The organism is Leifsonia sp. 10N434, from assembly GCF_056394405.1.
Map to the genome: position 1 here is coordinate 362,991 of NZ_JBFTHV010000004.1, position 11,805 is coordinate 374,795.

Here is an 11,805-nt window from a genome sequence, read left to right on the forward strand (position 1 = left end):
ACCATGGCCACAGCTTGCCTTCGTAAACTGGCGGCCTGATGCACGCACGCCTTCTCGATCGCTGGAACGCGATCTCTCTCCGCACCAAGATCACGGGCGTGACCGTGCTGATGCTGACGCTCGGGCTGCTCGTCACGGGCATCGGCACGATGGCGATGCTGAAGCCCGTGCTGCTCAATCAGCTGGATGCTCAGCTCGGGGCCGCCTCGCAGCCGAACAACCTCAACGCGTACCTCGGCAGCAGCACGTCCGACAGCGACAAGATCGCGTCGGACGGCAGCTCGTCGAACTACTTCGCGGCCCTGTACGACGCCGACGGCAAGCTGGTGCGCTCGAACTGGTCGAACATCCCGGAGTCGCGCCGCCCGGCGATCCCCGAGAAGCTCTCCCTGGCGACGGGTAAGAGCTGGAGCCAGCAGGGCGCGGCGAACCTGCCGAGCAACGACGGGCACACGCTCTACCGCGCGCTGACCCAGACGGTCACGCTCGTGTCGCCGGCCGGATCGCTCGGCACCGCGATCGTCGCGACCTCCACCGGACAGATCGACACCGTGATGGCGAGCTTCCTCGCGATCTTCCTCGGGTTCGGCGTGATCGTCGTGATCGTCGGCGCCGGCCTCACCCGGATGCTCGTGACCACCACCTTCGCGCCGCTGCGTGCCGTAGAGGAGACCGCCGCGTCCATCGCGGACGGCGACTTCAGCCAGCGCCTCGGCGGAGCCACGCCGAACACCGAGGTCGGCCGCCTCAACCGCTCCCTGAACACGATGCTGAACCGCATCGACCGCGCCTTCAACGACCGCGCCAAGACGATCGAGCAGATGCGCCGGTTCGTCGGCGACGCCAGCCACGAGCTGCGCACGCCCCTCGTCTCCGTGCGCGGCTACGCCGAGCTGTACCGGATGGGCGCGCTCCAGACGCCGGAGGACGTCGCGCAGGCGATGGACCGCATCGAGAAGGAGGCCATCCGCATGGGCGTCCTCGTCGAAGACCTGCTCGAGCTGGCCCGCCTCGACGAGACCAAGCCGCTCGACCTGCATCCGGTCGATCTCGTGCCGATCGCGCGCGACGCCGCGATGGATGCGATGGCCGGGTCACCGGGCCGCGTCGTCACCGTGCTCACCCCGGATGCCGTGCTCTCTCCGCGGGTCCCGCTCGACGAGCCCGGCCTCGACACCGTTCCGATGGCGGTCCCCGACGCGGGCAAGCCGTCCAACGCCACCGGACCCATCGCCTTCGCCGGCGCCACGCTCGCGCGGTTCCGCGGCCGGCGTCCGCGCCGGGCGAGCACGGGAGCGACCATGCAGGTCGAGACGGCCGAGCAGGTGCTCCTTCCCCAGGCTCCTGCCGCGGAGCCGGCGATCGTCATGGCGGAGGAGAACAAGATCCGCCAGGTCGTCACGAACCTCATGGGCAACGCGCTGCGCTTCACCGCCAACGACAGCCCCATCGAGATCGTGGTGCAGGTGAACCACCAGACCGATCGGGCGATCCTCGAGGTGCGCGACCACGGCGAGGGCATCCCGCCGCAGATCCGCGAGAAGATCTTCCAGCGCTTCTGGCGCGCCGACACGTCGCGCACGCGCGAGACGGGCGGCAGCGGCTTGGGGCTGGCGATCGTGTCGTCGATCATCGCCGCACACAACGGCACCGTGGAGGTCGTGGAGACCGAGGGCGGTGGGGCGACCTTCCGCATCTCGCTGCCGCTCGCCGAGTCGCCCTCCTCCCCGCAGCCGCTGACCGCGCCCGCCGCCTGACGCGTGCGGCGCGGCGGCCGCCCCGCGGCCGGGGCCGACCGACGGCCTGCTGCCGCCTCGCTGCCCGCTGCCGCCCCGCTACCACCCGCACAACTCCGGAATATCAGCCCGCAATGGCCCCACCTTCCGGATGAACGCGGAACCGACCGGCGTGTCACCTCAACCTTCCGGAGTTACGCACGAGGGCGTTCACAGCCGCACAGGGTGGCGCCCGCACAACTCCGGAACAACGGCCCGCAATCGCCCCACCTTCCGGATGAACGCGGAACCGACCGGCGTGTCACCTCCACCTTCCGGAGTTATGCAGACCGCAGGCTTCCCCGGCACGCAGCCCACAGCCTCCGGGCACAACGAAAGAGGGCGCCTCCCGAAGGAGACGCCCTCTCGCAGAGGTGCTGGGACTTAGAAGTCCATGCCACCGGTCGGGTCGCCGACCGGAGCCGGGTTCTTCTCCGGCTTGTCGGCGACGACGGCCTCGGTGGTGAGGAACAGTCCGGCGATCGACGCAGCGTTCTGCAGCGCCGAGCGGGTGACCTTCACCGGGTCGTTGATGCCCGAGGCGAGCATGTCCACGTACTCGCCGGTCGCGGCGTTGAGGCCGTGTCCGACCGGCAGGTTGCGGACCTTCTCGACCACGACGCCGGCCTCGAGGCCCGCGTTGATGGCGATCTGCTTGAGCGGAGCCTCGATGGCGACCTTGACGATGTTCGCACCGGTCGCCTCGTCGCCCGTGAGCTCGAGCTTCTCGAAAGCGGTCTTGCCGGCCTGGATGAGCGCGACGCCACCACCGGCGACGATGCCCTCTTCCACAGCGGCCTTGGCGTTGCGCACGGCGTCTTCGATGCGGTGCTTGCGCTCCTTGAGCTCGACCTCGGTCGCGGCGCCGGCCTTGATGACCGCAACACCGCCGGCGAGCTTCGCCAGGCGCTCCTGCAGCTTCTCACGGTCGTAGTCGCTGTCGGTGTTCTCGATCTCGTTGCGGATCTGGGCGACGCGGCCCGCGATCTGCTCGGGGTCTCCGCCGCCTTCGACGATGGTGGTCTCATCCTTGGTGATGGTGACCTTGCGGGCCGTACCGAGGAGGTCGAGGGTGACGTTCTCGAGCTTGAGTCCGACCTCCTCCGAGATGACCTGACCGCCGGTGAGGATGGCGATGTCCTGCAGCTGCGCCTTGCGGCGGTCGCCGAAGCCGGGAGCCTTGACGGCGACCGACTTGAAGATGCCGCGGATCTTGTTGACGATCAGCGTGGCCAGAGCCTCGCCGTCGACGTCCTCGGCGATGATCAGGAGCTGCTTGTTCGCCTGGATCACCTTGTCGACGATTGGCAGCAGGTCCTTGATGTTGGAGATCTTCTGGTTGGCGATCAGGACGTACGGGTCCTCGAAGACCGCTTCCTGGCGCTCCGGGTCGGTGACGAAGTACTGCGACAGGTAGCCCTTGTCGAAGCGCATGCCCTCGGTGAGCTCCAGCTCGGTGCCGAAGGTGTTCGACTCCTCGACGGTGACGACGCCCTCCTTGCCGACCTTGTCGATCGCCTCGGCGATGATCTCACCGATGACCGAGTCACCGGCCGAGATCGACGCGGTCGCGGCGATCTCTTCCTTGGTCTCGACCTCTTTCGCGTTGGCGATGAGCTCGGCGGTCACCGCGGCGACAGCCTTCTCGATGCCACGCTTGAGGGTGATCGGGTCGGCGCCGGCGGCCACGTTGCGGAGGCCCTCCTTGACGAGCGCCTGAGCGAGCACGGTAGCGGTGGTGGTTCCGTCGCCGGCGACGTCGTCGGTCTTCTTGGCGACCTCCTTGACGAGCTCCGCGCCGATCTTCTCGTACGGGTCGTCGAGCTCGATCTCCTTGGCGATGGAGACGCCGTCGTTCGTGATGGTGGGGGCGCCCCACTTCTTCTCGAGCACAACGTTGCGACCGCGCGGGCCGAGCGTCACCTTGACGGTGTCGGCCAGGATGTTCAGGCCGCGCTCGAGGCCGCGGCGCGCGTCCTCGTTGAAAGCAATGATCTTTGCCATGTTTGTTTCTCGTCCCTCCCGGACGTCTGCGAAAGATGCGAATGGTTAGCACTCGATCAGATGGAGTGCTAAAAGCGATTCTGGCACTCGGGGCTGTCGAGTGCAAGACGAGACGCCGCCGTTCGCAACGAGCGGAGCAACGAGCGGAGCAACGAGCGGAGCACCGAGCGGCGCACCGCGCACGAAGAAGCGCCGGCCACGTGGGCCGGCGCTCCTCCTGTATTGGTCTAGCTGCGTGCTACGCCGGACGAACCGACTCGGCCTGCGGGCCTTTCTGCCCACTACCGACTTCGAACACGACCTGCTGGCCCTCTTCAAGGACCTTGTAGCCGCTCATGTCGATTGCGGAGTAGTGGACGAAGACGTCCTGTCCCCCATCGTCGACGGTGATGAATCCGTAGCCCTTCTCAGCGTTGAACCACTTCACGGTTCCGTTCGCCATGCATTACTCCCATTGCTGTGTTTCGAAGCGACGGCCCATCACCGCGCGTTGAATCCAGATACTAATGCTTTCGATCCAAGTAATCACCAGCATTTTCACGAATGAGGCACGAAATGACGCGAATTCGTTCGAAGTTAAACACGCCTGAAACATCTGGTCCGCGAGCGGCCGGATGCGACGGGGATCAGCCCTTGTAATCGCTGCCGACGACGACGGTGAGGTCGGCGCCCGTCTCCGCGTAGTCCTGCGTCTGGCCGATCTTCGCACCGGGCAGGCTCTTGGCAGCGCCGAGGGCGGCCGCCTGGTTCTTGGGGTCGGAGTAGTAGACCATCGTCTGCGTCAGGTCCGTCTCGCTGGCGTTGGCGCGAGCGCCGACCTTCCAGCCGGCTTTGGCGAGGGCATCGCCGACGGAGTTGGCCAGCCCGGCGGTCGCCGTGCCGTTCAGCACGTTGACGGTGAGCTTGGGGTCGACGATGGGAGTGATGGTCGGCGTCGGTGTCGGCGTGCGCGTTGCCGTCGCCGACTTCGACGTCGAACCGATGGCGCCGTTGAAGGAGTTGCCGCTGTCAACAAGTGACAGACCGAAGACGCCGAGGCCGACGAGCACGACGGTGGCGAGAGCCGCCCAGCCGACGCCGATCCAGCCACGGCCGCGCGCGCGGGGCGCCCGGTGGGCGCCGACGCGGTGCAGGTCTTCTGGGATCGTGTCGAAACGGTCCTTCGGGTACTTCTCAGCCATCGTGTCGGGGGTCCTCAGTTGTCGGACGCGAGCGTCCTGGTGCTCCGGGCGGCGATGCGAGCTTCGCGCACGCGGTGCAGCCTTTTGATGAGCATCGGGTCGTGTTGCAGGGCGGCCGGCGAGTCGATCAACGCCCCAAGCAGCTGATAGTACCGTGCCGCGGAAAGACCGAACTCCTCGCGGATCGCCTGTTCCTTGGCGCCGGCGTGACGCCACCACTGCCGCTCGAAGGCGAGGATCGAGGCATCGCGTTCGCTCAGTCCCGTGTCCGGATGCGCGGAGCGAGCCTGGTCGTCTGCCGCGTTCGCCACCTCACGCCCTTCCGTCGCGTACCGAGCTACTGCCATGTCGAGCCGCCATTCGCGGTTCATCCTATTTGCGCGATTCTGTGTGTTGCCCCAAGCCCGCGGCACGTCGCCTGGAAATCCCGTGGCAGGTCAGGCGGCGAATCAGGGAACAGGGACGACCCCGCCGCCGTTTAGTGTTGTGTCTGACGAAAGGACCCCGCCATGAACTACGACGTCACCAAGAGCAACGATGAGTGGCGCGAGGAGCTCAGCCCCGAGCAGTACGCGGTGCTCCGCGAGGCCGCGACGGAGCGTCCCTGGACCGGCGAGCTGCTCGACGAGAGCCGCGCCGGCCTCTACACCTGTGCCGCCTGCAACGCCGAGCTCTTCAAGTCCGGAACCAAGTTCGACTCCGGATGCGGCTGGCCGAGCTTCTACGAGTCGGTGCGGCCCGAGGCCGTGCAGCTCATCGAGGACCGCAGCCTGGGCATGGTCCGCACCGAGGTCCGCTGCGCCGCCTGCGGCTCGCACCTCGGCCACGTCTTCGACGACGGCTTCGGCACCCCGACGGGCGACCGCTACTGCATGAACTCGATCTCGCTCAACTTCAGCCCGGCCGAGTGACCGTGGTCTCCCTCGTCGACGCCGTCTCGTCGCGGCGCTCCTATTCGCGCGTCACCGAAGCCGCCCCGTCGCACGAGGAGCTGCTCCCCCTGGTAGCAGCCGCGGGACGCGTCGCCGATCACAGCTCGATGCACCCGTGGCGCATCATCGAACTCCGCGGCGACGCCCGTAAGCGCCTCGGCGCGGCGTTCGTCAAGGACGCCCACGCGAACGGTTCCGACGCGGAGAAGCTCGCCTCCAAGCCGCTCCGCTCGTCTCTGCTGCTCGCCGTGGTCGCGGTGCGCACGAAGAGCGAGAAGGTGCCCGGCTGGGAGCAGGACGCGGTGGCCTCGGGCGTCGCGCACATCCTGAGCCTGTTGCTGCACGATGCGGGCTGGGGCGTGATCTGGCGCACCGGTCACCACACCCGCTCGAAGGCGGTGCACGCGATGCACGGCCTGAAGAAGAACGAGCGGCTGCTGGGCTGGCTCTACGTCGGCGGCATCCCGGACGGCTCGAAGGAAGGCTTCCGCAAGTCGATCGACCCGGAGCGGTACCTCACGACCCTCTCCTAGGGCCACGCTCGGAGGGCCACGCTCGGAGGGCCACGGCGGCTTACGCCTCAGTAGACGCGACAGGCCGCTTCCACCGGATGCTGGCGACCGCGACCGCGACGAGGGCCAGCAGTGTTCCCGCGACCGTCGACCAGGCCACCGGATGCGCGTCCGCCGGCGCAACCACGTCGAGCAGCAGCGCCGCCAGCAGCTGACCGGCCACCGTGGCGAGGCCGAGCACCAGCACTCCGGTCACGCGCACCAGGAGCGCCGAGCCCCCGATGAAGATGCAGCCGATCGCGCCGCCGAGATAGAGCCAGGGTGCGGTCGGCAGCGAGGTCGGCCATCCCACGAGCGCCGAGTGCACCACCATGAGCACGAGCAGCACGGCGGTCCCGACGAGGAAGTTGAGGAACGTCGCGGTCAGCGCGCTTCCGGAGGAGACACGCACGCGCCCGTTGACCGCCTGCTGCCAGCCGAGGCCGAGCCCCGCGATCAGCGGCAGCACGAGCATCCAGAGCGGGACCGAGCCGCTCAGCTGCGCCGAGACGGCCCAGGTGACGGCGACCAGGGCGAGGACGGCGCCGACCACCCTCGAAGCGGTGAGCAGGCGCTTGCCGCCGGGGCCGAGACCGATCCGGTCGAAGACGAGGCCGCTGACCGTCTGCCCGGCGACGATCGCCACCGTGAAGAGGGCCACGCCGAGCACGGCGGCCGTCAGTCCCTGCGAGAGCACCAGGAACGCACCGGCCGCGCCGCCGCAGACGTACCACCAGCGCAGTTCGCCGTCGCGGAGGGCTGTGCGCACGCGCCCCAGCCCGCGCCGGCCGGCCGGAGCGAACGCCAGCGCGATCACCAGGATGACCAGGCCGGAGCCGAAGGAGATCAGCGCGGCCGTGAAGCCGTCGCCGAGCTGCCGGCCGAGCTCGCCGTTGATGCGGGACTGCACCGCGACCAGGGCGCCGCAGAGCACCAGGGCGACGATCGCGACCCAGACGGGAAGATGGGGCTTGGGCGGCGTGTTCACCACCCAAGCCTACGGGCCGCGGTCAGGGGGCCGGTGCCTCGCCATCGGTCGGCTCCGGCTGGGGCAGCCAGTCGATGTTCTCCTCGGGTGCCACGAGCTTCTCCTCGCTCAGGTCGTGGTCGTCGTCGGTCTCGGAGGGCTTCTTGTCGGTCATGCGCCTCAGCGTACGCTCACGCCGGCGGCGCGTCGGCGAGCAACGCGAGCGGCGACTCGACGGCGTCGGCGACCTCGCGCAGCATCCCGGCCGCGACACCGCCGTCGGTGACGCGGTGGTCGAAGACAAGGGACAGCTGGGCGATCCGGCGCGGCACGACAGCGCCGTCGACGACCCACGGACGCTCGATCATCCGGCCGATCCCGAGGATGGCGACCTCCGGGTGGTTGATGATCGCGGCGCTGCCGTCGACGCCGAGGCTCCCGTAGTTGTTGATCGTGAACGTGGAGCCGGTGAGCTCGGCCGGGGCGAGCGATCCCTCCCGTGCCTGCCGGGTGAGGCGGTCGAAGGCGGCGTCGAGCTCGCGGATGGTCATCCGGTCTGCGCGGCGCACCACCGGAACGACCAGCCCGCGTGGCGAGTCGACGGCGAACCCGAGGTTGACGCCCTCGAAGGTCTCGAGCCCGTCGCCGGATGCGGTCACCCGGCCGGCGAGTTCTGGGCGCCTGGCGAGCGCGGCCAGCGTGAAGCGGGCGACGAACGACAGCAGCGACGGCGTGCGGTCCCCCAGCCGGATGCGCTTGCGCGCGTCCCACAGCTCGGTCGCGTCCACGTCGACCCACACGGTCGCCTCGGGGATCTCGGAGCGGCTGCGCGTCATGTTCGCGGCCACCGTGCGGCGGAACAGGCTGAACGGGGTCGTCGCCGCGATGGCGAGGCCGGTGCGCGAGTCGGCCGGAGCGCCGTCCGCAGGCGCGGAAGTGGGTGCGGAGGCGGGCTCGGTGCCCGGCATCGCCGGCTCGGCCTGGGTCGCGAACGCCTGCTCGACGTCGCGGCGGGTGACGACGCCGCCGTCGCCGGTGGGACGGATCGTCGACAGGTCGACGCCGTGCGTCCGTGCCAGGGTGCGCACGACGGGTGAGATGACGGGCACGATCCCGGTGACCGGCGCGGCCGCTGCGGCCGGCGCGGTCGCTGCGGCCGGCGCGGCCGGCGCGGCCGTGACCGTGGACGCGCGGCCCCGGCGGCGGCGCGCAGAATGCTGGATGTCCGACGTGCCGTAGCCGACGAGCACGTGACCGGAGCCCGAGCCGGCAGCGGCGGGCGCAGCCGCATCCGGTTCGCTGCTCTGGGCGGGAGCCGCCGCATCGTCGGCCGGCTCGCGCACCTCGATGAACGGCGCGCCGACATCCAGCGTGTCGCCCTCCTCGCCGTGCAGCTTCTCGATCACGCCGGCGTACGGCGACGGCACCTCCACGATCGACTTCGCGGTCTCGACCTCGGCGATCGGCTGGTCGATGCGCACGGTGTCGCCGATCGCGACGAGCCAGTGCACGAGCTCGGCCTCGGTGAGGCCCTCGCCGAGGTCGGGCAGCGCGAAGACGCGGGCGGTCATGCGTCTTCCCACTGCAGGTCGTCGACGGCGTCGAGGATCCGGTCGACTCCCGGCAGCGAGTACCGCTCGAGCTTCGGCGGCGCGGCCGGGATGTCGAAGCCGGTCACGCGTCGCACCGGCGCCTCAAGGTAGTGGAAGCAGCGTTCCGAGACGCGCGCCGCGATCTCCGACGCCATGCTGGCGAACCCGGGCGCCTCCGCCACGACGACCGCTCTGCCGGTCGCGCGCACGGCGTCGCACACGGTCTCGTCGTCGAACGGCACGAGACTGCGCAGGTCGATCACCTGCAGGCTGCGCCCCTCCTGCTCGGCGGCCTCGGCGGCGGCGAGCGCCACGGGCACCGACGGCCCGTAGGCGATCAGGGTGGCATCCGTGCCCTCGCGGGCGATCCGTGCGCGGCCGAGCTCGGGCAGCGGCGCGGTCACGTCGACGACGCCCGTCGACCAGTACAGCTTCTTCGGCTCGAGGAAGACGACCGGGTCGGGGAACGCGATCGCCGCCCTCAGCAGCCCGTAGGCGTCCTGCGGCGTCGCCGGGGACACGACCGTGAGCCCGGGCGTGTGCACGTAGTAGCCCTCCGAGGAGTCGGAGTGATGCTCGACGCCGCCGATGCCGCCCGCGTACGGGATGCGGATGACCATCGGCAGGCGAACGGAGCCACGGGTGCGGTTGCCCATCTTGGCCACGTGGTCGACGATCTGCTCGAACGCGGGATACGCGAAGGCGTCGAACTGCATCTCGACGACGGGGCGCATCCCGTTCATCGCCATGCCGACCGCCGTGCCGACGATGCCGGCCTCGGCGAGCGGGGTGTCGAAGCAGCGCTGCTCCCCGAACCGCGCGGTGAGGCCGTCGGTGATCCGGAAGACCCCGCCGAGCACGCCGACGTCCTCGCCGAAGACGAGCACCGACGCATCCTGCTCGAGCGCATCGGCGAGCGCGCGGTTGAGCGCCTGCGCCATGGTCATGGTGGTGGGCTGCGTCGCGGCGTCCTGCGACACGGCGTCCTGCGTCACGTTGGCATCGTGCATGAGCGTCATCGGGCGGCCTCCTCGGCGGCGAGCATGGCCGACTGCTCGCGCAGCTGCGGCGTGGGGGTGGCGTAGACGAATGCGAAGAGGTCGTCCGGATGCGGTACGGCGTCGGCGTTGATCGCCGCGCGCAGGTCGGTGGCGACCCGCTCGGCCTGGGCGTGGAAGGCGGCGTCGTCGCCCTCGCTCAACGCGCCCTGCGCCGTGAGCCAGGTTCGGAGGCGCACCAGCGGGTCGCGCTCGAGCCACGGCCGCACCTCTTCGTCGCTGCGGTAGCGGGTGGCGTCGTCGGCGTTGGTGTGGGACTGCATCCGGTAGGTGATGGCCTCGATCAGGGCCGGCCCTCCCCCGCCGCGCGCGTTCTCGACGGCCTCGCCGAGCACGGCGAGCAGAGCGGCGAGGTCGTTGCCGTCGACCTGGCGGCCGGGTATCCCGTAACCGATCGCTTTGTGCGCGATCGACGGGGCGGCCGTCTGCCTGCTCAGCGGCACCGAGATGGCGTAGCCGTTGTTCTGCACGAGGAAGACCACGGGAACGTGGAAGACGGCGGCGAAGTTGAGCGCCTCGTGAAAGTCGCCCTCGCTGGTCGCTCCGTCGCCGCAGAGGGCGACGACGACGGTGTCCTCACCCCGGAGTTTCGCGGCGTGAGCGAAACCGACGGCGTGCAGCAGCTGCGTGGCCAGGGGGGTGGCCTGCGGGGCGATTCGGTGCTCGCGCGGGTCGTAGCCGGAGTGCCAGTCCCCGCGCAGCAGCAGGAAGGCCTCGAACGGATCGACGCCCCGGGTGATCACGGCGACGGTGTCGCGGTAGGTCGGGAACAGCCAGTCCTCCGCGCCCAGCACCAGCGCGGCGGCGACCTGACAGGCCTCCTGGCCGTGCGACGACGGGTAGACGGCGAGCTTTCCCTGCCGCACCAGCGCGTTGGCCTGGTCGTTGATGCGGCGGCCGACCACGAGATGGCGATAGCCGTCGGTCAGACGCTCGACGGACGGGGTGGGGTACTGCTCGTCCGGGTGGGACGAGCCGTCCTGTTCGATGAGCCGCACGGGGGTGTCGCGCGGCAGCAGATCGTGGGCGTGCATCCGTTCTCCTTTGAAAGACGTCGCTCCCTCTCAGGATGACTTCGCTGGACCGCGTGCGCCATCTGTCGGCGGATATCGAGACGGATGCTGTCGTCGGGGCGATTTCGATGGCAGACTGTCTCGCATCGAACCCGATGGAGGGCCGCCGCATGGACGAAATCGACTCCCGCATCGTCGATGCCCTGCGCGCGGACGGGCGGGCGTCGATCACGGCGGTCGCCGATGCGGCGCACGTCTCCCGCGCGAACGCCTACACGAGGCTCGCGCGCCTGCTCGATGAGGGCGTGATCACCGGATTCACGGCCAAGGTCGACCCGGCGCGCTCCGGGCGCGGTTCCTCGGCCTACGTGACGATGCGCGTGGAGCAGTCGTCGTGGCACGAGCTGCGCGACCGGCTGCGGTCGATCCCCGAGGTGGAGCATTTCGCGCTCGTCGGCGGCGACTTCGACGTGATCCTGCTCGTGCGCGCCCGCGACAACGAAGACCTGCGACGCGTGGTGCTGGAGGAGCTCCCCGCCATCCCGTCGGTGCGCGACACGAAGACGTCGCTGATCTTCGAGGACCACGACACACGTTGAGTTGTGGCCGGGCGGCGCGTCTGCGAGGATTACTTGCTGAACGTTCGGTCGGTAAATACGATCGGCAGCGACGCCGCGAAAGCAGCGACAGCAGCGACAGCGCGAAGCAGTGAAGCAACGACGACGACGTCGG

General features: G+C 69.5%; 13 protein-coding genes. 4 read left to right on the top strand and 9 right to left on the bottom strand.

Going from position 1 to position 11,805, the window contains the following annotated elements:
* Positions 1-38 precede the first annotated feature (38 nt).
* Positions 39-1,757 (top strand): sensor histidine kinase, encoded by a 1,719-nt coding sequence (locus AC1DB1_RS13055; protein ID WP_477201076.1) that lies wholly within the window; start codon positions 39-41, stop codon positions 1,755-1,757.
* 402 nt (positions 1,758-2,159) lie between these two features.
* Here the strand turns inward: AC1DB1_RS13055 and groL are convergent, their stop codons facing one another.
* From groL to AC1DB1_RS13075, 4 genes are all read right to left on the bottom strand, one after another.
* Entirely contained in the window at positions 2,160-3,779 is a 1,620-nt protein-coding gene (gene groL / locus AC1DB1_RS13060) for a chaperonin GroEL (protein ID WP_271175469.1), read from the bottom strand.
* A 238-nt stretch (positions 3,780-4,017) separates the two neighbouring features.
* A complete protein-coding gene (locus AC1DB1_RS13065) occupies positions 4,018-4,221 on the bottom strand; it encodes a cold-shock protein (protein ID WP_271175470.1) in 204 nt (67 codons plus the stop codon).
* A gap of 184 nt (positions 4,222-4,405) precedes the next feature.
* Entirely contained in the window at positions 4,406-4,960 is a 555-nt protein-coding gene (locus tag AC1DB1_RS13070; RefSeq protein WP_271175471.1) for a LytR C-terminal domain-containing protein, read from the bottom strand.
* Between the two features lie 14 nt (positions 4,961-4,974).
* Positions 4,975-5,331 (bottom strand): DUF3263 domain-containing protein, encoded by a 357-nt coding sequence (locus AC1DB1_RS13075; protein WP_477201077.1) that lies wholly within the window; start codon positions 5,329-5,331, stop codon positions 4,975-4,977.
* A 138-nt stretch (positions 5,332-5,469) separates the two neighbouring features.
* On the opposite strand from AC1DB1_RS13075, the gene msrB reads away from it, so the two are divergent.
* Both msrB and AC1DB1_RS13085 read left to right on the top strand, forming a co-directional pair.
* Positions 5,470-5,871 carry a peptide-methionine (R)-S-oxide reductase MsrB gene (gene msrB, locus AC1DB1_RS13080; protein WP_271175473.1) on the top strand — a complete coding sequence of 134 codons (402 nt, stop codon included), beginning with the start codon at positions 5,470-5,472 and terminating at the stop codon, positions 5,869-5,871.
* 2 nt (positions 5,872-5,873) lie between these two features.
* Positions 5,874-6,425, top strand: a complete 552-nt coding sequence (locus tag AC1DB1_RS13085; RefSeq protein WP_477201162.1) for a nitroreductase family protein — start codon at positions 5,874-5,876, stop codon at positions 6,423-6,425.
* A 40-nt stretch (positions 6,426-6,465) separates the two neighbouring features.
* On the opposite strand, the gene AC1DB1_RS13090 is transcribed toward AC1DB1_RS13085, so the two are convergent.
* The 5 genes from AC1DB1_RS13090 to pdhA are packed head-to-tail and all read right to left on the bottom strand — an operon-like array spanning position 6,466 to position 11,094.
* The gene (locus tag AC1DB1_RS13090; protein ID WP_477201078.1) at positions 6,466-7,431 is read right to left on the bottom strand and encodes a DMT family transporter; all 966 of its coding nucleotides are present in this window, start codon (positions 7,429-7,431) and stop codon (positions 6,466-6,468) included.
* Between the two features lie 22 nt (positions 7,432-7,453).
* Positions 7,454-7,585 carry a hypothetical protein gene (locus AC1DB1_RS13095; RefSeq protein WP_477201079.1) on the bottom strand — a complete coding sequence of 44 codons (132 nt, stop codon included), beginning with the start codon at positions 7,583-7,585 and terminating at the stop codon, positions 7,454-7,456.
* Between the two features lie 16 nt (positions 7,586-7,601).
* Entirely contained in the window at positions 7,602-8,981 is a 1,380-nt protein-coding gene (locus AC1DB1_RS13100) for a dihydrolipoamide acetyltransferase family protein (protein WP_271175476.1), read from the bottom strand.
* The gene (locus AC1DB1_RS13105; protein WP_271175477.1) at positions 8,978-10,021 is read right to left on the bottom strand and encodes an alpha-ketoacid dehydrogenase subunit beta; all 1,044 of its coding nucleotides are present in this window, start codon (positions 10,019-10,021) and stop codon (positions 8,978-8,980) included. The genes AC1DB1_RS13100 and AC1DB1_RS13105 overlap by 4 nt, the downstream gene beginning before the upstream one ends.
* Positions 10,018-11,094: a pyruvate dehydrogenase (acetyl-transferring) E1 component subunit alpha gene (gene pdhA, locus AC1DB1_RS13110; RefSeq protein WP_477201080.1), complete on the bottom strand. Its 1,077-nt coding sequence runs from the start codon at positions 11,092-11,094 to the stop codon at positions 10,018-10,020. The genes AC1DB1_RS13105 and pdhA overlap by 4 nt, the downstream gene beginning before the upstream one ends.
* A gap of 149 nt (positions 11,095-11,243) precedes the next feature.
* Here pdhA and AC1DB1_RS13115 point away from each other — a divergent pair, with 149 nt between their 5' ends.
* The gene (locus tag AC1DB1_RS13115) at positions 11,244-11,672 is read left to right on the top strand and encodes an Lrp/AsnC family transcriptional regulator (protein ID WP_271175479.1); all 429 of its coding nucleotides are present in this window, start codon (positions 11,244-11,246) and stop codon (positions 11,670-11,672) included.
* Positions 11,673-11,805 lie beyond the last annotated feature (133 nt).